This is a genomic window from Paramagnetospirillum magneticum AMB-1, assembly GCF_000009985.1.
Lineage (GTDB): Bacteria > Pseudomonadota > Alphaproteobacteria > Rhodospirillales > Magnetospirillaceae > Phaeospirillum > Phaeospirillum magneticum.
Genome location: NC_007626.1, coordinates 4,767,408 through 4,785,702, shown reverse-complemented (window position 1 = coordinate 4,785,702; position 18,295 = coordinate 4,767,408). Strand labels below are relative to the sequence as shown.

Here is an 18,295-nt window from a genome sequence, read left to right as displayed (position 1 = left end):
GATGCAGGACCTCGATAAACTCCAGTCCGAAGCTTTGGCCGCCGTGGCCGCCGCCACGACTCTGGACCAGCTGGAAGCCGCCCGCGTCGCCGCGCTGGGCAAGAAGGGCACCATTACCGGCCTGATGAAGAGCCTGGGCGGCATGGGCCCCGACGAGCGCAAGGCCGCTGGTGCGGCGCTGAACGCGGCGCGGGGCGAGGTCGAGGGCGCACTGGCCGCTGCCAAGGCGACGCTGGAGGCCAAGGCCTGGACGAGCGTCTGGCCCGTGAACGCATCGACGTCACCCTGCCGTCGCGGCCCGAATCCCTGGGGCGTATTCACCCCATTTCCCAGGTCATGGACGAGATGAGCGCCATCTTCGCCCAGATGGGCTTCGATGTGGCGGAAGGCCCGGACATCGAGGACGATTTCCACAATTTCAACGCGCTGAACATTCCGCCCGAGCATCCGGCGCGGCAGATGCACGACACCTTCTATTTCGGCGAGAAGCCCGACGGGGGGCGCCATCTGCTGCGCACCCATACCAGCCCGGTGCAGATCCGCACCATGCTGGCCAACAAGCCGCCGATCCGCATCATCGCCCCGGGCCGTACCTATCGCTGCGATTCGGATATGACCCACACGCCCATGTTCCATCAGATCGAGGGCCTGGTCATCGACGAGATCACCCATATGGGCCATCTCAAGGGCTGCCTGCTGGAATTCGTCCGCGCCTTCTTTGAGGTGGACGACGTGCCGGTGCGCTTCCGCCCCAGCTTCTTCCCCTTCACCGAGCCCTCGGCCGAGGTGGATATCGGCTGTTCGCGCGAAGGCGGCGAACTGAAGATCGGACCCGGCGCCGGCTGGCTGGAAATCGGCGGCTCGGGCATGGTCCATCCCAATGTGCTGCGCAACTGCGGCATCGACCCCGACCGCTACCAGGGCTTCGCCTTCGGCATGGGCGTCGAGCGCATGGCCATGCTGAAATACGGCATTCCCGACCTGCGCACCTTCTTTGATTCCGATCTGCGCTGGCTGAAGCATTACGGCTTTGTGCCGCTGGACGTTCCCACGCTTTCGGGAGGGCTGACCCGATGAAGTTCACCCTTGATTGGCTGAAAAGCCATCTGGACACCGACGCGACCCTGGAACAGATCGAGGTGGGTCTGACCGCCATCGGCCTGGAGGTCGAGGGCATCGACGACCCGTCCAAGCATCTGGGCGGCTTCGTGGTCGGCCATATCCTGGAAGCCGAGAAGCATCCGGATGCCGACAAGCTGAAGCTGTGCAAGGTGGACAGCGGCGCAGGGATTCTTCAAGTGGTGTGCGGCGCCCCCAATGCGCGCGCCGGGCTGAAAGTCATCCTGGCCCAGCCGGGCACCTACATCCCCATCACCGGCGACGTCCTGAAGAAGGGCAAGGTCCGCGGCGTGGAAAGCCAGGGCATGATGTGCTCGTGGCGCGAACTCAAGCTGGGCGAGGACCACGACGGCATCGCCGAGCTGGATGTCACCCTTGCGGTGGGCGCCAGCCTGCTCGACATCATGAGCTTCGATCCCATGATCGAGATCTCGGTCACTCCCAACCGCGTCGATTGCCTGGGCGTGCGCGGCATCGCCCGCGATCTGGCGGCCTTCGGTCTGGGCAACCTCAAGCCCCTGAAGGTCGAGCCGGTGCCCGGCGCCTTCAAAAGCTCCATCGGCGTGCGCCTGGAGTTCGCGCCCGAGGACTCCAACGCTTGCCCGCTGTTCGCCGGCCGCCTGATCCGGGGCGTCAAGAACGGCGACAGCCCGCAATGGCTGAAGGACCGCCTGACCGCCATCGGGCTTCGCCCCATCTCGGCCCTGGTGGACATCACCAATTTCTTCGCCTACGACCTGTGCCGCCCGCTGCACGTCTTCGACGCCGCCAAGGTCAAGGGCGACATCCGCGCCCGTCTGGCCCGTGACGGCGAGACCCTGGCCGGTCTCAACGGCAAGACCTACACGCTGGAGTCCGGCATGACGGTCATCGCTGACGAGAACGGACCCGAGGCCCTGGCCGGCATCCTGGGCGGCGAGCATTCCGGCTGCACCGAGGCCACCACCGAGGTGTTCCTGGAAGCCGCCTATTTCGACCCCATCCGTACCGCCGCCACCGGGCGCAAGCTGGATATCCTGTCGGACGCCCGCTTCCGCTTCGAGCGCGGCGTCGATCCGGCCTTCGTGGTGCCGTCCATGGAGCTGGCCACCCGCATGATCCTCGATCTGTGCGGCGGCGAGGCCTCGGAGGCGGTGATCGCCGGCACCGAGCCCGATTGGCAGAAATCCATCGTGCTGCGCCCCAATCGCGTCGCCGAACTGGGCGGCGTCGAGGTGTCGACCCAGCGCATGGAGACCATCCTCAACGACCTGGGCTGCGCCGTGGCCGAGCATGCGGACGGCCTGCTGGTCAATCCGCCGTCATGGCGCGGCGACATCACCGCCGAGCACGATCTGGTGGAAGAGGTCATCCGCATCAACGGCTATGACAACATCCCCGCCACTCCCATGCCGCGTCCGGCCATGCCCAAGCCGGTGCTGACCCCCGGCCAGCGCCGTTCCGGCTGGGTGCGCCGCCAGTTGGCCACCCGTGGGCTGGTGGAAACGGTCACCTGGTCGTTCCTGCCCGAGGCCCAGGCCGTGATGTTCGGCGGCGGCGCCCCGGAAATGCACTTGGCCAATCCCATCTCGTCCGATCTCGACGTGATGCGTCCCTCGGTGCTGCCCAATCTGGTGACGGCGGCCGGGCGCAATGCCGATCGCGGCATGAAGGACCTGGGCCTGTTCGAACTGGGGCCGCAATTCGACGGACCCGAGCCGGGGCAGCAGCGTCTGGTGGCGGCCGGCATTCGAGCCGGCAGGGCGCGCGGCCGTCACTGGGCCGATCCGGCCCGCGCCGTGGATGCTTTCGACGCCAAGGCCGACATCCTGTCCGCCGTGGCGGCCGCCGGGGCCAATCCCGACTCGCTGCAGGTGGTTGCCGAGGCGCCCGTCTGGTACCACCCCGGCCGCTCGGGCACGCTCAAGCTGGGCAACAAGCCGGTGGGCTTCTTCGGCGAGATCCACCCCGGCCTTCTGGCCAAGCTGGACGTCAAGGGTCCGGTGGCCGGCTTCGAGCTGTTCCTGGAGGCCCTGCCGGCGCAGAAGGCCAAGGCCACCAAGGCCAAGCCGCTGCTCAAGGCCTCGGCCTTGCAGCCCCTGGACCGCGACTTCGCCTTCACCCTGGATACGGGCGTGGCGGCGGATGCGGTGGTGCGGGCCGCCCGCAATGCCGACAAGGTTCTGATCAGCGACGTGGCGGTGTTCGACCTCTACGAGGGCGACAAGATGGCGGCGGGCAAGAAGTCCCTGGCCATCACCGTGACGCTGCAGCCCACCGACAAGACCCTGACCGACGAGGACATCGAGGCGGTGGGGGCGAAGATCGTCGCGGCGGTGGCCAAGGCCACCGGCGGCGAGCTTCGGGGCTGATCCCAGGCCGTGCCGACCGTCATCCTGGTCCGCCACGGCGAGACTGTCTGGAACCGCGAGGGCCGCGTCCAGGGTCACGGCGATTCGCCGCTGACCCCCAAGGGCGCGGCCCAGGCGCGGGCCTATGGCCGCAAGCTGCGCCAGATGCTGGGCGATGCCGGGGGCTGGCGGGTGGTGTCCAGCCCGCTGGGCCGCTGCGCCCAGACCACCGGAATCCTGTGCGAAGTCGCCGAGCTGGATTTCCGCTCCATCACTTTTGATGATCGCCTGCGCGAGGTTCATACCGGCCAGTGGTCGGGCCTGCCCAAGGCCGAACTGGCGGCGCGCCATCCCGGCATGCTGGAGGGCGAGGGACTGGACCACTGGGTGTTCCGCTGTCCCGGCGGCGAAAGCCATCACGACGTGGCCAGCCGGCTGGCCCACTGGCTGGCGGATCTGGCGCCCGGCGACAAGGTGATCGCGGTCAGCCACGGCATCGCCGGACGGGTGCTGCGCGGGCTTTACTCGCGGCTCGACCCCGATCTGGCCATGCGCGGCGATTCGCCCCAGGACGTATTATTCCTTATGTCAAAAGGCTGTATCGAGCGGATTGGCAGCGAATAGGCTCGCGGTCCGTTGCGTCGCACAAATCCCCGTGCGATGATGAAATATGATGGATGGTAACGCTAGGTTTCGATTTTCAGCCCGGGTCGCAGCCGAGGCCATGGCGCAGATTCTGCGGCTGGCCAACGGGGCGGCGTTTGTCGGGGGGCTGAATCCGGCCCAGTGGAGCGCCCTGCGCTATCTGGCCGAGGCGGTGCCCGAGGCTCGTACCGTCACCGCCTTCGCCCATTACCACGCCACCACCAGCGGCACCGCCAGCCAGACTGTGGCCGCCCTGGTCCGCAAGGGTCTGGTCGAGCGCCTGCCCGAACTGGGCGATCGCCGCCGCAACCGGCTGGAGCTGACCTCGTCGGGCCATGAATTACTGCAGGGCGATCCTCTGGGCGCCATCGCTGCCGCCATCGCCGCCCAATCCCCCGAGGCGCAGGAAGCCCTGGCCACGGGGTTGGAAGCGACGTTGCGGACCCTGACGCGCCCCGTGGGCGAGCAGGGTTAACCCGGTCAGCCCACGCCGTTGGTCTTGAACCAGGCCAGAGCCTTGGCCCAGCCGTCCTTGGCCGGTCCCTCGCGGTACGAGGGGCGGTAATCGGCATGGAAGGCGTGGGGCGTGTCGGGATAGACCACGAACTCCACCTTGACCCGCGCCGGCTTGGTCGCCGCCTTCATCTTCTCGATAGAATCGAGCGGAATGCCCTGATCGGCGCCGCCGTAAAGGCCCAGCACCGGCGCATGCAGATCGGCGGCGATGTCGACGGGATGCTTCGGCGTTTCGGCGGACGGGGCGCCTACCAGCTTGCCGTACCAGGCCACCGCCGCCTTCAGTTTGGGATTATGGGCGGAATACAGCCAGACGGCACGGCCGCCCCAGCAAAATCCGGTGACTCCCAGCCGGTCGCCGTCGCCGCCATTGGCTGCCGCCCAGGCGGCGGCGGCATCCAGATCGGACAGCACCTGGGAATCGGGCACCTTGGCGACAATGGTCGACAAGATGGTGGGGATATCGGTCAGCACGGCGGGATCGCCCTGGCGGAAATAAAGCTCGGGCGCGACGGCCAGATAGCCCAGCTTGGCAAAACGGCGGCAGACGTCGCGGATATGCTCGTGGACGCCGAAGATCTCCTGAATCACCAAGATGATGGGGAAGGGACCCTTGCCCGCCGGCATGGCGGCATAGGCCGGCAGCGGATGACCGCCTGGGGTGGGGATCATCACCGCCCCGGCGGAAAGCCCCTGGGAATCGGTGGTGATGGCCCCGGCACTGGCCGGGCTGACCGCCAGGGCGTAGCCGGTGGCCAGCACGGCCGCCGACACGAAGCCGCGCCGGGTCATGTCGATCTTGGGGCTGAGACTCTTGACGTCGTCGTCCATTACCATCCCTCCCTGGATTAGGTGCCTTCAAAGATGGCATCGGCAGCCTTGCGCGGCAAGGCCGCCGAGGATAGGTTTGGGCGCGATTCGAAATGCCCTCACAGGTGCCGCCGATGGACTTCATTCTGGAACCGCTGATCAGGGTGATCCTCATCGCCCTCGATCTGTACATGTACATCGTGATCGCATCGGTGATCGCCAGTTGGCTGGTCGCCTTCGGGGTGATCAACACCTACAATTCCACGGTGCGGACCATTCTGGACGTCATCTATCGCCTGACCGAGCCGGCCCTGCGGCCGATCCGCCGGATGATGCCCGACCTCGGGTCGGTGGATCTTTCACCCATCGTGCTCTGGCTGATCATCCTGTTCGTGGAGATGCTGCTGGGCAAGGCGCTCAGGCTCGTCATGATGTCATGAGCGCTTCGCCCTTCGCCCCCTGTGCCGGCGGGCTGAAGGTGGCTGTCCGGCTCACCCCCAAGGCGTCCCGCGACCGGATCAACGGCCCGGCGGCCGAGGCGGACGGGGCGGTGGTGTTGAAGGCGCAGGTGACGGCGGTGCCGGAGGACGGCAAGGCCAACGCGGCGCTGCTGAAGCTTTTGTCCAAGGCTTGGAAAATCCCCAAGTCCGACATGGATATCGTCCTGGGCGCCACCGACCGGCGCAAGGTGATCTTGATTTCCGGCGAGACCGAGGATTTGCGGCATCGCCTCGACGAGTGGATGGCAAGCAACCATGACTGACGCGAAGCTGATCGACGGCAACCTGTTTTCCGCCAAACTGCGCGAGACCATCACGGCCCGCGTGGCCGAGATGAAGGCGGCCCATCACATCACCCCCGGCTTGGCGGTGGTGCTGGTGGGCGAGGACCCGGCCAGCCAGGTCTATGTGCGCACCAAGGGCAAGCGCACCGTCGAGACCGGCATGCGCTCGTTCGAGCACAAGCTGCCCGCCGACACCCCCGAGGACGCACTGCTGCTGCTGATCGAGAGCCTGAATAAGGACCCCGAGGTGCACGGCATCCTGGTGCAGTTGCCGGTGCCCAAGCACATCGATACCCAGAAGGTGATCGAGGCCATCGACCCGGCCAAGGACGTGGACGGCTTCCATCCCGTCAATGTGGGCCGTCTGGCCGCCGGCGGCGATGCGCTGGTGCCCTGCACGCCGCTGGGCTCGCTGCTGCTGCTCAAGGACACGCTGGGCAAGCTGGGGGGCCTGGACGCCGTGGTCATCGGCCGCTCCAACATCGTCGGCAAGCCCATGGCCCAATTGCTGATCAAGGAAAGCTGCACGGTCACCGTCGCCCATTCCCAGACCAAGGACCTGCCCGGCGTGGTGCGTCGCGCCGACATCGTCATCGCCGCGGTGGGGCGGCCGGAGATGATCAAGGGCGACTGGATTAAGCCGGGCGCCACGGTCATCGATGTGGGCATCAACCGCATCGAGCTGCCCGACGGCACCAAGAAGCTGGTGGGCGACGTGGACTTCGCCTCGGCGGTCAAGGTGGCGGGGGCCATCACGCCGGTGCCCGGCGGCGTCGGTCCCATGACCATCGCCTGCCTGCTTCGCAACACCCTGGTGGCTTGTGCCCGCCTGCACAAACTGCCCGAGGTGGAGTTCTAGAGCATGATTCGACCCCTTCGAATCGTGCTCGCCGGCCATCGCGGCGGCGAGTGTTCGGCGAGGGTGGGCCGGCAATGACTTTCACCGGCGGCGTCGGCCATCTGGTTTTGTCGGTGGCGGCGTTCCTGGGGGCGCATTCGCTGTCCAACTGGAAGCCGCTGCGCGGCCCCATCGAGGCCCGCTATGGCAAGGCGGGCTTCTATGCCGGCTATTCCGTGGTCTCCACAATCCTGCTGGTCTGGGTAATCGCCGCCGCGCTGAATTCCCCCACCGTGGTGGTGTGGGAGCAACAGCCCTGGATGCGCTGGGTGCCGCCGCTGGTCATGCCGGTGGCCTGCCTGTTCTGGATGCTGGGCCTGTCCCAGAAGAATCCCTTCTCCATCGGCCCGGGAGGGGCGGGCTATGACCCGGCGCGGCCGGGTATCGTGCGCCTGACCCGTCATCCCATCATCTGGGGCCTGGGTCTGTGGAGCGCCGCCCATATCCTGCCCAACGGCCATCTGGCCGGGCTGCTGCTGTTCGTGCCGCTGCTGCTGCTGTGCCTGGTGGGGCCGCGCATTCTCGACGCCAAGCGCCGCAAGTCCCTGGGCGACCGGCACTGGCGCGAGATGGCGGAACGGGCGGTGTTCGAGCCCCGCGCCCTGCTGGCTGAACTGGGCTGGGCGCGCATCTGCGGCGGGTTGGCCCTCTATCCCGTGCTGCTGTGGCTGCACCCCATGGTGATCGGACTGAGCCCCCTGCCGTGATCCCCCCTTTACGGCGGCCGCGAATCGGGGCAGCCTGAACGCTCCCCTGTTGGAGCCGCCGCCATGCCCGGGATTTTGCCCCTCGATCTGCTGAGTGATCTGGTCGCCGATGCCCGCAAGGCCGGCGCCGAAGCCGCCGACGCGGTGCTGATCGATTCCGCCTCGCTGTCCGTGGGCATGCGCCTGGGCGCGCTGGAGCGCCTGGAGCGGGCCGAATCCGGCGACGTGGGGCTGCGCGTGCTGATCGGCAAGCATCAGGCCTTCGTGTCCTCGTCGGACCGTTCCAAGGCGGCCCTGGGCCAATTGGTGGAGCGCGCCGTGGCCATGGCCCGCTCGATCCCCGAGGACCCCTATTGCGGCTTGGCCGAGCCCGGTGAACTGGCCACGTCCTTTCCCGATCTGGATGTCTGTGACCCGCACGAGCCCTCGGCGGAACAGTTGATCGACATGGTCCGCAGTGCCGAGGACGCTGCCCGTTCCGTGAACGGCGTCACCAATTCCGAGGGCGCCGAGGCGGGCTGGGGGCGGTCGGGCGTGGCCATCGTCGCCTCCAATGGCTTTTCCCATGCCTATTCGGTGACCTCGTCGTCGCTGTCGGTATCGGTGCTGGCCGGCACCAATGCGCAGGGCATGGAGCGCGACTACGATTATTCCTCGGCGGTGTTCCTGGCCGATCTGCGTGCGCCGGAGGAGATCGGCCACGAGGCCGGGCGCCGCGCCGTTCATCGCCTGGGCGCCCGCAAGGTGGCCACCAAGCAGGTGCCGGTGATCTTCGACCCGCGGGTGGCGCGTGGCCTGGTGTCCAGCTTGGCGGGTGCCATCAATGGCTCGGGGGTGGCACGCGGCACCAGCTTCCTCAAGGACAAGCTGGGTCAGGCCATCTTCCCCCGCGGCATCCGCATCATGGATGATCCCCACCGCCGCCGCGGCCTGCGCTCGCGCCCCTGCGACGGCGAGGGCATCGCCACCCAGCCCCGCGCCATCGTCGAGGACGGCGTGCTCACCACTTGGCTGCTGGACCTGCGCTCGGCCCGGCAGCTGGGGATGCGGTCCACCGGCCATGCCAGCCGGGGTACCTCGTCGCCACCCTCGCCCTCGGCCAGCAATTTCTATCTGGAAGCCGGCCACATCACGCCGTCCGAGATGATCCACGACATCTCCGAAGGCTTCTACATCACTGATCTGTCGGGCCAGGGGGTCAACGGCGTCACCGGCGATTACTCGCGCGGGGCCTCGGGCTTCTGGATCAAGGGAGGCGAGTTGGCCTTCGCCGTCAACGAAGTGACGGTGGCGGGCAATCTCAAGGAGATGTTCCTCAACCTTACCCCGGCCAATGATCTGACGCTGCGCCATGGCATCGACTCGCCGACCCTGCGCATCGACGGGCTGATGGTGGCGGGGCGGTAGGACGTCACGCGGGGCTCCCGCCCCGGTCCCCGGTTGGAGGCGATGCCTCCAAACCTCCCTTCATTTTGAGAATGAAAAGGGGGCTTGGGGCATCGCCCCAAATGGGTCTGGGCGATAGCCCAGGTCTAGGGTTCCACCCCGATATTGTCGATCAGCCGCGTCTTGCCCAGGCGGGCGGCGGCCAGGATGCGCAAGGGCCGGTCCAGGATCTCGGCCGGCGCCAGCGACGCCGCGTCGCGCACCTCGATGTAATCCACCGAATCGAACCCGGCCTTGAGCAGGCCCGACACCGCCATGGGGCAGAGATCGGCGGCCTTGGCCCCGGCCCGCAGGCCATCGGCGATACCGGTCAGTGCCCGGATCAGCCAGGGCGCGATGGCCCGCTGCTCGGGCGTCATATAGGCGTTGCGCGACGACATGGCCAAGCCGTCGTCCTCGCGCAGGGTGGGCACGCCCTCGATGCGGACCGGAATGTCGAGATCGCGGGCGAAGCGACGGATCACCGCCAGTTGCTGATAGTCCTTCTCGCCGAACAGCGCCACGTCGGGCAGGCATTGCAGCAGCAGCTTGGTCACCACCGTGGCGACACCGGCGAAATGGCCGGGCCGCACCGCGCCGCACAGCCCGTCCGAGACGCCGCTGACCGAGACCGTGGTGGCGAAGCCTTCGGGGTACATCTCGGCCACGTCGGGGGCGAACAGCAGGTGGCAGCCGGCCGAACTCAGGGCGGCGGCGTCCAGCTCTTCCTGGCGGGGATAGCGGGCGAAGTCCTCGTTGGGGCCGAACTGGGTAGGGTTGACGAACACCGAGGCGACGGCCCGGTCGGCCAGTTCCAGGCCCCGCTTGACCAGCGAGAGGTGACCGGCGTGCAGCGCCCCCATGGTGGGGACCAGCGCCACGGACAGACCCTCGTCGCGCCAAGCGCCGACCTGGGCGCGCAACGCCGCGACGGAGCGGACGATGTGGACGGCGGTGCTCACTTCTTCGCCACCCCAAAGCAGTGTTCGGGACCGGGGAAGGTGCGGGCCTTGACCTCGGCGGCGTAATCCTCGGCCGCCTTGGTGATGATCGGCCGCAGATCGGCATAGCGCTTGACGAATTTCGGGGTGAAGTCGTCGAACAGCCCCACCAGGTCGTCGATGACCAGCACCTGGCCGTCGCAGGCGGCCGAGGCGCCGATGCCGATGGTGGGAATGGCGATCTCGGCGGAGAGCGCCTGAGCCACCGGCTCGACGGTGCCCTCGACCACCACGGAGAAGGCGCCGGCCTCGGTGATGGCGCGGGCGTCGGCGCGAATGGCCTCGGCCTCGGACTCGATGCGGCCCTGGGCGCGGAAGCCGCCGGCGGCGTGCACGGCCTGGGGCTTGAGGCCGATATGGGCCATCACGGGGATGCCGCGATCGGTCAGGAAGCGGATGGTCTCGGCCAGTTCGCGCCCGCCCTCCAGCTTGACGGCGGCACAGCCGGTCTCGGCCATCACCCGGGCGCAGTTGCGGAACGCCTGTTCCTTGCTTTCCTGATAGCTGCCGAACGGCATGTCGACCACCACGCAGGCCCTGGACGACGAGCGCACCACGGCGGCGCCGTGATTGATCATCATCTCCAGGGTGACGGCCAGGGTGGTCTCCATGCCATAGACCACCATGCCCAGCGAGTCACCCACCAGCAGGATGTCGCAGATAGGGTCGAGCAGACGGGCGATGGGAGCCGTATAGGCGGTCAGCACCACCAGGGGCTCGGCCCCCTTGCGGGCGCGGATGTCGCGCGTGGTGATGCGTTTGATCCTGACTTCGGTGCTCACCGGAGGGCCTCTTTCGCTTTGGGACGGTAATGGACGGTTGCGGCTTCAGGTGCCTTCGGCCAGCTCGCGCAGCGCGTCCGGGTCATTGAGGATGCAATGACCCGAGGCCGGCAGGCCGATGATGCCGTCGCGCTTGAGCTGGGTGAAGGTGCGGCTGACCGTCTCGATGGTCAGGCCGAGATAGTCGGCGATGTCGGCGCGGCTCATGGGCAGCGCCACCGGGCTGGACGGCTGGCCCATCTGGGCCGAGCGCTGCGACAGGCGCAGCAGGAAGGTGGCGACCTTCTCGCGCGCCGTCTTGCGGCCCAGCAGCAGCATCTGGTCCTGGGCCGAGACCAGGTCTTTGACCGCCATGGTGAACATGCGGCGCTCAAGACGGGGAATCTCGCTGATCAGGCTGTCCAGCTTGCGATGGGTGAAGCGGCACAGATGGGTCGGCGTGATGGTCTCGGCGGTGTAGCAATAACCGCCGTCGATGCCCAGTCCGAACAGATCGCCCGAAAACAGGAAGCCGATGATCTGGCGCCGTCCGTCGGGCATCAGCTTGTAGAGCTTCACCGCGCCGTTGGAGATGGAATAGACGTGGTCGACCTCGTCGCCCTCGCGGAACACCGTGAAGTTGGCGGGAAGCGCCGCGTGGCAGCGTACCGTGGCCAGCCGCTTGACCTCGTCCTGGGAGAGGTCGGCGCAAAAGGCCACCTCGCGCACGATGTCGCAATTGCGGCACTGGGGCGAGCGCAGATCGGCGATGTGCGGAGTCTTCTGGGCGTCGTAGTCGAGGGGCGGCATGTGCAGGCTACCCATCCCCCTCAAGCCCCGGTCTTGGGCTGTTCGTCGTCATCAAAGAGAATGCGATGCGCCGCGCCGTCAAGGTCATCGAACTGACCTGACTTCAAAGCCCACAGGAATCCGAGCAACCCCACGAAGCCCAAACCCAGGGCCACGGGAATCAGCATCAACAGATTGTCCACTAACCTCTCCGGCGCGATAGACGCAGGGCGTTTCCAATTACTACCAGTGACGAGGTGGACATGGCAATCGCGGCGATGAGGGGGGTGACCATTCCGGCTATGGCCAGCGGCACGGTGAAGAGGTTGTAGCCCAGCGCCAGACCAAAATTCTGCTTCACCAGGATGCGCGACAGGCGGGCCACGTCCAGGGTCTCGATGACGGGGGCGAGGCGCCCGCCCTGGAACACTACGTCGGCGGCGGTCTGGCTGACGTCGACGGCGGTGGACGGCGACATGGAGACATGGGCGGCGGCCAGGGCCGGGGCGTCGTTGAGGCCGTCGCCGATCATCAGCACCTTGCGGCCTTGCCCGGCCAGCTCGGCCAGACGGGCGCACTTTTCCGCAGGCGTGCATCCGGCCCGCCACTCGGCCAGTCCCAGGGCTTCGGCCACCTTGGCGGCGGCGGCGGGGCGATCGCCCGACAGCAGTTCGACGGATATGCCCAGGCGGCGCAGCTCGGCCACCACGGCAACGGCATCGGCGCGCAAGGCGTCGGAGAAGGCAAAGCGCACCGGCGCATGGCCGGGCCGGGCCAGCCACAGCTCGGGGCCGTCGCCGCTGGCGTCGTCGGCGACGCCGACGAATTTACGGCTGCCCAGGCGGATGCCTTGGGCGGGAATCTCCAGTCCCATGCCGGGAACCTCGACCACGCCGTCGGCCACCGGGGCAGTAGGACAGGCGGCGGTGATGGCCCGGGCCAGGGGATGACGCGAGGCGGGCGTCAGCCCGGCCGCCGCCGTCAGGTCGTCCCGGGTCCAGCCGCCGTCCTCGGTCAGGCTGGGCTTGCCCAGGGTCAGGGTGCCGGTCTTGTCGAACACCACGGTGTCGGCATCGGCGAAGCGTTCCAGCGCCGTGGCCGACTTGACCAGCACGCCCTGGCGCATCAGGCGGCCCGAGGCGATGACCTGCACCACCGGCACGGCCAGAGCCAGGGCGCAGGGGCAGGTGATGATCAGCACCGCCACGGCATAAAGCAGGGCCTCCTGCCACGGCGTATTGGTGAAGACGGTCCAGCCGGTGAAGGTGGCCAGGGCAGCCACGTGCACTACCGGGGCGTACCAGCGCGACACCCGGTCGGCCAGGGCCACATAACGGGCGCGGCCCTGTTCGGCCACCTCCATCATGCGGACGATCTCGGCCAACAGGGTGCGCTCGCCCACCGCCGACACTTCCAGGCGCAGCGGGGCGGACAGGTTGATGGTGCCGGCGAAGACCTGGGCTCCGGCGGTGACCGAGACCGGCAGACTTTCGCCTGTCAGCAGGCTGGTATCCACGTCCGAGCGGCCGTCGATGATGCGGCCGTCGACGCCGATGCGCTCGCCCGCCGCCACCAGCACGCGTGAGCCCGGCGCCACCTTGTGGGGGGGCAGCATGCGCTGGCTGCCGTCGTCTTCCAGCACGGTGACCGCCACGGCGTCCAGCGCCAGCAGGTGCTCCACCGTGGTTCGGGCCCGGCCCCGCGCCCGGGAATCCAGGTAGCGGCCGATCAGCAGGAAGAACAGCAGAGTGATGGCGGAATCGAAATAGGCGTATTCGCCGCCATTGATGGTCTCCCACAGGCTCATCAGGCAGGCCAGGGTCACGCCGATGGTGATGGGCACATCCATGTTGGTGCGCCCGGCCCGCAGCGCCGCCACCGCCGAGCGGGCGAAGGGGCGCACGCACCACGCCACGGCGGGCAGGACCACCAGGGCCGAGATCCAGTGCATCAGGCCCCGGGTGGCGGGTCCCATATAGGAGAAATGCCCGGCCCAGACCGAGACCGACAGCAGCATGACGTTGCCGGCGGCGAAGCCGGCGATGGCCATGGCGCGCAGCAATTCCTTTTCCTGGCGCTGGGTTTCCAGGCCGAGGCGCTCGGGGTCGTAGGGCACCAGACGGTAGCCGACGCTGATCACCGGGGCCAGCAGGACGCCTGGCTCGGTCTCGCCGGTGTGCCAGCGCACCACCAGACGGCGCGTGGTCATGTTGACCCGCGCCCAGGTGACGCCCGTCTGCTTGTTCAGCAGAGATTCGATCAGCCAGATGCAGGCGCCGCAATGCAGCCCCTCGATCATCAGATGGAGGCTGGATTCACCCTTGTCGCCGTCGGTGATGACATGGGCGGAAAAGTCGTGATAGCGGTCGGCATCGTCGTCGGGGCGCAACAGCCGCGCCGCCGGATCGTTGGTCCGGCGGCTGTAGTACTGCTCCAGGCCCAGGCCTTCGAGCAGGTGAAACGCGCCCTCGCAGCCGCGACAGCAGAAGTCGCCGGCCAGATCGGCCGGCATGGGACCTCCGCAATGGCGGCACAACACAGCCTGGGTCACGGCACCACGATGCGGCGCAGCACCGAATAGGGCGTATCCTTGGCCGAAGCCAGCAGGGTCATGTCCCAGACGCCGGACAGGGGCAGTTCCTGCAAGGTGGCATAGGCGCCGGGACCGACCGGGGCCAGACGCACCTCGCGGTCATGGCCCTTGGCGGTGGGGCGCACGAACAGGGCCTTCACCTCCATGCCGTCCACGGGATGGCCCGCCGCGTCCTTGTAGGTGATGGTGACATGGGCGCCATGGTTGGCGGCGGGCTCCACCTGCAGGTCCACCGACCAGTTCAGGGCCTCCTGCTTGCGGGCGGCCTCCAGGGTCTGGTTGAAGGCCAGACCCTTTTCATAGGGACGCTCGGTGGAGATCCCCGAGAAGGTGGAATTGGCGAAATACGCCATGGTGAAGTTCACCGCCAGCACCACCATGAAGCCGCCGACGAAGATATAGGGGTACCACCAGCCGGGCTTGCGCTGTTGGGTCATGTCCATATTACCTCTCCGGTGCGGCGAACAGGGATTCGAGACGGTTGCTTCCGCCCTTGGCCGTCTCGCGCAGGGTAAAGTACAGCGGCGTGCGCTTGCCCTGCAACTTGTCGGCGGGAGCGGTGACGAAGATATTGTAGGTGCCGACCGCGTCGGGTTCGACCCGCAGCATGGCCTTGGCGCCCGAGGCCTGGCCGCCGACCACGCTGAGGCCGGCGCCGTCGATGCCCGACACCGATAGTTCGAACTCGCGGTTCTCGCGCACCATGTTGAGGATCTTGACGGTATAGCCGTTGCGGATCGCGCCGTCGGACAACTGGACGAACAGCGGGGCGCGCTCGTGCTGCACGGCGATGTCGAAGCTCTTGCGCGACGACAGGCCGAAGACCATCAGGGCGCTGACCGCGGTGATGATCGCCACGTAGACGATGGTGCGGGGACGGATCAGCTTGATGCTGGTCTTCTCGCCCTTTTCCCGCGCCGCGAGATTGGCCGAGGAATCCCAGGTGATCAGGCCACGCGGCAGGTTGTACTTGTCCATCATGGTGTTGCAGGCATCGATGCACAGGGCGCAGCCGATGCAGCCCATCTGCATGCCGTCGCGGATGTCGATGCCGGTGGGGCAGGCGGTGACGCACATCTTGCAGTCGATGCAGTGGCCCCGGCCTTCGAAGGTCTCGCTCTTGCGGATGGGCTTCCTGGGCTCGCCGCGCCATTCCTCATAGGTGATGATCAGCGAATGCTCGTCGAACATGGCCGACTGGAAGCGCGAATAGGGGCACATATACAGGCAGACCTGCTCGCGGGCATAGCCGGCCAGCAGGAAGCAGCAGCCGCCCACCACGGCGATGGTGCCATAGACCGCAGTATCCTCGCGGCCGGCGAAGATGTCGCGCAGCATGGTCGGCGCATCGCCGAAATACAGGGTGAAGCCGATGCCGCACGAGGCGGCGATCAACAGCCAGACCACGTTGATGATGGTCTTCTTGACCAGCTTTTCACCGTTCCATTTGGCGCGGTCCAGCGCCATGCGCTTGGCGCGGTCGCCCACCACCAGCCGTTCCACATACATGAACAGGTCGGTGTAGACGGTCTGGAAGCAGAAGAAGCCGCACCAGATGCGCCCGGCCAGCGAGCTCATGAAGAACAGGGCGATGGCGGCCAGGAACAGCAGGCCGGTGATGTAGTAGACCTCCTGCGGCCAGATCTCGAGGAAGAAGAAATAGCCGCGCCGACCGGTCATGTCGGCCAGAATGGCCTGGCTGGGGGCATCGGGACCGCGATCCCAGCGCAGGAACGGCGCGATGTGATAGACCGCCAGCAGGACGATCATGGCCGCCCATTTCCAGGTACGGAAAATCCCCTTCACCGTGCGCGGGTGAATCATCACGGTCTCGGCGTAAAGCGGACCGTCGCCGTCGCCGGCGGGCTTCTTCAGGGTCGGATCGATCTTGGGGGAGGCCATGATGTGCGAACGCTCTGCTGCGAAGGGGGGCCAAATGACAAGGCGGGGAGGCGTGTTTCGCGCCCCGTCCCGCCACGCGGTTGTGATACTCCAAATTCATCGAATCTAGAATGCTTGTTTTATCGCCCGTGCCCAGCGCGGCGCGGGTCCGGCCGGCGGCGGAACGGGGCGATGAGCAGCCTCCAGATATGCCGATGGGGTGCGCCCCTGTTTCCAGGCACGCACCCCACCGGGTCCCCCCACTTACACTCTTACTTGCCGCCGCCCAGGTTATGGACGTAGACGGCCAGCATCTTGATGGTGCTGGCGTCCAGGCGTTCGGACCAAGCGGGCATGGAGCCGTGCTTGGGCTTGTTCACCTGGGCAACGATGGCGTCCTTGGTGCCCTTGTACAGCCAGATCTGGTTGTTCAGGGCCGGAGCACCCACCGCGGCCATGCCCGAACCATCTTCGGCGTGGCAGACGGCGCAGTTTTCGGCATAGACGGTCTCGCCCGCCGAGCCCTTGGCCGGAGCCTTGGAGGCCAGCGACACCACGTAGTCGGAGACGGCGGCGATCTGCTCGGGCTTGAGCACGCCATCGACACCAAACTTCGGCATCTCGCTCTGACGCGAGTTGGCGTTGGTGTTGCGGACACCGAACTTGATGGTCTGTTCGATGTCGGCCAGGGTGCCGCCCCACAGCCATTCGTCATCGGCCAGGGTCGGGTAGCCATAGGCACCGACGCCGCCGACACCGTGGCAAGCGCCGCAGTTCTCGTTGAACGCGATCTTGCCGCCGGCCATGGCATAGCGCAGCAGGTCCTTGTCCTTCTCGATGGCGGCCACGTCGGACGCCTCGATCTTGGACAGCCAAGCCGAACGGGACTTCTTCTGGGCCGCCAGTTCGTTATCGAGCTCGCCGCGGGACGAATAGCCCAGCGTGCCCTTGGTGTAGCCGTTGACCAGCGGCCACGCCGGGTACGCGACCCAGTAGCCGATGGCCCACAGGACGGTGGCCCAGAAAACGTAGACCCACCACTTCGGCAAAGGAGTATTCAGCTCCTTGATGCCGTCCCACTCGTGACCGGTAGTGTTCTGACCGGACACCGAGTCCTTTTCAATGGTCGCCATTGTTAGCGCTCCTCATTGTCGTCCCTCAACGGGATGTTTCCGTAGTCTTCCAGCCGACTTTTGTTCTTCGGCCAGTAGGCATAGAAAACAACCCCGGTGAAGATCATCATCACCCACAAGACCCAGAAGGGCCGGAGTATATTGTCGACGAAAGCGACGAACAAACCCCGTACTCCTCTAGCGGCGGATTGCCTCGGGCTTCACGGTCGAGAAATCGACCATGGTTCCCAGCACCTGCAGATAGGCGACCAAGGCGTCCATTTCGGTGACCTTGGCGTTACCCGACGCCGAGCCGATCTTGGCCTTGGGATAGCTGGCGCCGACGGCCGTCTTGGCAGACGGGTCGCCGAAAACCTGCTCTTCCAGGTCCTTCTTGGCATTGGCGATCTGCGCGTCCGTGTAGGGCACGCCGACAACCTTGAGGGCCTTCATGTTGGCCTGGATGTCGGAGTAGTCCAGCGGACGAGCCAGATGCTTGTAGCCCGGCATGATGGATCCGGGGACCACGTCACGCGGGTTGATGAGGTGGCGAACCTGCCAGTCGTCGGTGTACTTGCCACCCACGCGGGCCAGGTCGGGACCGGTACGCTTCGAGCCCCACTGGAAGGGGTGATCGTACTTGGACTCGGCCGCGAGGCTGTAATGGCCATAGCGTTCGACCTCGTCCTTGAACGGACGGATCATCTGGCTGTGGCAGTTGTAGCAGCCTTCGCGGATATAGATGTCGCGGCCCTTCTGCTCCAGGGGAGAATAGGGACGGACGCCATCCACCTTCTCGATCGTCGATTCGATCGAGAACAGCGGCACGACTTCGACCAGACCACCGACAACGATCGTGAGAAGGATGCCGACGGCCAGGAAGAAGATGTTGGTTTCGAGCTTAGCGTGATGCTTGAACATGGG

The 18,295-nt window shown here is 66.8% G+C and carries 19 protein-coding genes and 1 pseudogene; 9 read left to right on the top strand and 11 right to left on the bottom strand.

What is annotated here, in order from left to right; all coding sequences use genetic code 11:
• The first annotated feature begins 1 nt into the window (after position 1).
• From pheS to AMB_RS22150, 4 genes and pseudogenes are all read left to right on the top strand, one after another.
• Positions 2-1,077, top strand: a pseudogene (pheS, locus tag AMB_RS22165) (phenylalanine--tRNA ligase subunit alpha).
• Positions 1,074-3,470, top strand: a complete 2,397-nt coding sequence (gene pheT, locus AMB_RS22160; RefSeq protein WP_011386727.1) for a phenylalanine--tRNA ligase subunit beta — start codon at positions 1,074-1,076, stop codon at positions 3,468-3,470. The pseudogene pheS and the gene pheT overlap by 4 nt, the downstream one beginning before the upstream one ends.
• A 9-nt stretch (positions 3,471-3,479) precedes the next feature.
• Complete coding sequence (locus AMB_RS22155) at positions 3,480-4,073, top strand: histidine phosphatase family protein (protein ID WP_011386726.1); 594 nt, start codon at positions 3,480-3,482, stop codon at positions 4,071-4,073.
• A 100-nt stretch (positions 4,074-4,173) separates the two neighbouring features.
• The gene (locus tag AMB_RS22150; protein WP_148207522.1) at positions 4,174-4,569 is read left to right on the top strand and encodes a MarR family transcriptional regulator; all 396 of its coding nucleotides are present in this window, start codon (positions 4,174-4,176) and stop codon (positions 4,567-4,569) included.
• Between the two features lie 5 nt (positions 4,570-4,574).
• Here the strand turns inward: AMB_RS22150 and AMB_RS22145 are convergent, their stop codons facing one another.
• Complete coding sequence (locus tag AMB_RS22145; RefSeq protein WP_011386724.1) at positions 4,575-5,441, bottom strand: dienelactone hydrolase family protein; 867 nt, start codon at positions 5,439-5,441, stop codon at positions 4,575-4,577.
• Positions 5,442-5,554: 113 nt separating this feature from the next.
• Here AMB_RS22145 and AMB_RS22140 point away from each other — a divergent pair, with 113 nt between their 5' ends.
• From AMB_RS22140 to AMB_RS22120, 5 genes are all read left to right on the top strand, one after another.
• Positions 5,555-5,860: a YggT family protein gene (locus AMB_RS22140; protein WP_043747169.1), complete on the top strand. Its 306-nt coding sequence runs from the start codon at positions 5,555-5,557 to the stop codon at positions 5,858-5,860.
• Positions 5,857-6,183 (top strand): DUF167 domain-containing protein, encoded by a 327-nt coding sequence (locus AMB_RS22135; protein ID WP_011386722.1) that lies wholly within the window; start codon positions 5,857-5,859, stop codon positions 6,181-6,183. Before AMB_RS22140 ends, AMB_RS22135 begins: the two co-directional genes overlap by 4 nt.
• Positions 6,176-7,063, top strand: coding sequence for a bifunctional methylenetetrahydrofolate dehydrogenase/methenyltetrahydrofolate cyclohydrolase FolD (gene folD, locus AMB_RS22130; protein WP_011386721.1), 888 nt, complete (start codon positions 6,176-6,178; stop codon positions 7,061-7,063). Before AMB_RS22135 ends, folD begins: the two co-directional genes overlap by 8 nt.
• A 74-nt stretch (positions 7,064-7,137) precedes the next feature.
• Positions 7,138-7,809: an NnrU family protein gene (locus AMB_RS22125; protein WP_148207521.1), complete on the top strand. Its 672-nt coding sequence runs from the start codon at positions 7,138-7,140 to the stop codon at positions 7,807-7,809.
• A gap of 63 nt (positions 7,810-7,872) precedes the next feature.
• A complete protein-coding gene (locus tag AMB_RS22120; protein ID WP_011386719.1) occupies positions 7,873-9,216 on the top strand; it encodes a TldD/PmbA family protein in 1,344 nt (447 codons plus the stop codon).
• Positions 9,217-9,341: 125 nt separating this feature from the next.
• Here AMB_RS22120 and panC read toward each other — a convergent pair whose 3' ends face one another.
• From panC to ccoO, 10 genes are all read right to left on the bottom strand, one after another.
• Positions 9,342-10,196, bottom strand: coding sequence for a pantoate--beta-alanine ligase (gene panC, locus AMB_RS22115; protein WP_011386718.1), 855 nt, complete (start codon positions 10,194-10,196; stop codon positions 9,342-9,344).
• Positions 10,193-11,017 carry a 3-methyl-2-oxobutanoate hydroxymethyltransferase gene (panB, locus tag AMB_RS22110; RefSeq protein WP_011386717.1) on the bottom strand — a complete coding sequence of 275 codons (825 nt, stop codon included), beginning with the start codon at positions 11,015-11,017 and terminating at the stop codon, positions 10,193-10,195. Before panB ends, panC begins: the two co-directional genes overlap by 4 nt.
• A 45-nt stretch (positions 11,018-11,062) precedes the next feature.
• Positions 11,063-11,806: a helix-turn-helix domain-containing protein gene (locus AMB_RS22105; protein WP_011386716.1), complete on the bottom strand. Its 744-nt coding sequence runs from the start codon at positions 11,804-11,806 to the stop codon at positions 11,063-11,065.
• Positions 11,807-11,826: 20 nt separating this feature from the next.
• A complete protein-coding gene (ccoS, locus tag AMB_RS22100) occupies positions 11,827-11,988 on the bottom strand; it encodes a cbb3-type cytochrome oxidase assembly protein CcoS (RefSeq protein WP_009870367.1) in 162 nt (53 codons plus the stop codon).
• Positions 11,988-14,297 (bottom strand): heavy metal translocating P-type ATPase metal-binding domain-containing protein, encoded by a 2,310-nt coding sequence (locus tag AMB_RS22095; RefSeq protein WP_050750780.1) that lies wholly within the window; start codon positions 14,295-14,297, stop codon positions 11,988-11,990. Before AMB_RS22095 ends, ccoS begins: the two co-directional genes overlap by 1 nt.
• Before the next feature lie 35 nt (positions 14,298-14,332).
• Positions 14,333-14,821: a FixH family protein gene (locus tag AMB_RS22090; protein ID WP_011386714.1), complete on the bottom strand. Its 489-nt coding sequence runs from the start codon at positions 14,819-14,821 to the stop codon at positions 14,333-14,335.
• 1 nt (position 14,822) lies between these two features.
• Positions 14,823-16,280 carry a cytochrome c oxidase accessory protein CcoG gene (ccoG, locus tag AMB_RS22085; protein ID WP_011386713.1) on the bottom strand — a complete coding sequence of 486 codons (1,458 nt, stop codon included), beginning with the start codon at positions 16,278-16,280 and terminating at the stop codon, positions 14,823-14,825.
• A gap of 251 nt (positions 16,281-16,531) precedes the next feature.
• Positions 16,532-17,392, bottom strand: a complete 861-nt coding sequence (gene ccoP / locus AMB_RS22080) for a cytochrome-c oxidase, cbb3-type subunit III (protein ID WP_011386712.1) — start codon at positions 17,390-17,392, stop codon at positions 16,532-16,534.
• A gap of 2 nt (positions 17,393-17,394) precedes the next feature.
• A complete protein-coding gene (locus AMB_RS26655; RefSeq protein ID WP_407636045.1) occupies positions 17,395-17,511 on the bottom strand; it encodes a cbb3-type cytochrome oxidase subunit 3 in 117 nt (38 codons plus the stop codon).
• 58 nt (positions 17,512-17,569) lie between these two features.
• Positions 17,570-18,292: a cytochrome-c oxidase, cbb3-type subunit II gene (ccoO, locus tag AMB_RS22075; protein ID WP_043745646.1), complete on the bottom strand. Its 723-nt coding sequence runs from the start codon at positions 18,290-18,292 to the stop codon at positions 17,570-17,572.
• Between the last annotated feature and the right edge of the window lie 3 nt (positions 18,293-18,295).

Excerpts from the sequence above, each read along its gene's own strand:
- AMB_RS22095 (WP_050750780.1), bottom strand. The coding sequence starts at position 14,297 with ATGCCGGCCGATCTGGCCGGCGACTTCTGCTGTCGCGGCTGCGAGGGC.
- AMB_RS22140 (WP_043747169.1), top strand. The coding sequence starts at position 5,555 with ATGGACTTCATTCTGGAACCGCTGATCAGGGTGATCCTCATCGCCCTC.
- AMB_RS22120 (WP_011386719.1), top strand. The coding sequence starts at position 7,873 with ATGCCCGGGATTTTGCCCCTCGATCTGCTGAGTGATCTGGTCGCCGAT.
- AMB_RS22135 (WP_011386722.1), top strand. The coding sequence starts at position 5,857 with ATGAGCGCTTCGCCCTTCGCCCCCTGTGCCGGCGGGCTGAAGGTGGCT.
- folD (WP_011386721.1), top strand. The coding sequence starts at position 6,176 with ATGACTGACGCGAAGCTGATCGACGGCAACCTGTTTTCCGCCAAACTG.
- ccoG (WP_011386713.1), bottom strand. The coding sequence starts at position 16,280 with ATGGCCTCCCCCAAGATCGATCCGACCCTGAAGAAGCCCGCCGGCGAC.
- AMB_RS22145 (WP_011386724.1), bottom strand. The coding sequence starts at position 5,441 with ATGGACGACGACGTCAAGAGTCTCAGCCCCAAGATCGACATGACCCGG.
- AMB_RS22090 (WP_011386714.1), bottom strand. The coding sequence starts at position 14,821 with ATGGACATGACCCAACAGCGCAAGCCCGGCTGGTGGTACCCCTATATC.
- AMB_RS22125 (WP_148207521.1), top strand. The coding sequence starts at position 7,138 with ATGACTTTCACCGGCGGCGTCGGCCATCTGGTTTTGTCGGTGGCGGCG.
- AMB_RS22150 (WP_148207522.1), top strand. The coding sequence starts at position 4,174 with ATGGCGCAGATTCTGCGGCTGGCCAACGGGGCGGCGTTTGTCGGGGGG.
- pheT (WP_011386727.1), top strand. The coding sequence starts at position 1,074 with ATGAAGTTCACCCTTGATTGGCTGAAAAGCCATCTGGACACCGACGCG.
- AMB_RS22105 (WP_011386716.1), bottom strand. The coding sequence starts at position 11,806 with ATGCCGCCCCTCGACTACGACGCCCAGAAGACTCCGCACATCGCCGAT.
- ccoP (WP_011386712.1), bottom strand. The coding sequence starts at position 17,392 with ATGGCGACCATTGAAAAGGACTCGGTGTCCGGTCAGAACACTACCGGT.
- ccoO (WP_043745646.1), bottom strand. The coding sequence starts at position 18,292 with ATGTTCAAGCATCACGCTAAGCTCGAAACCAACATCTTCTTCCTGGCC.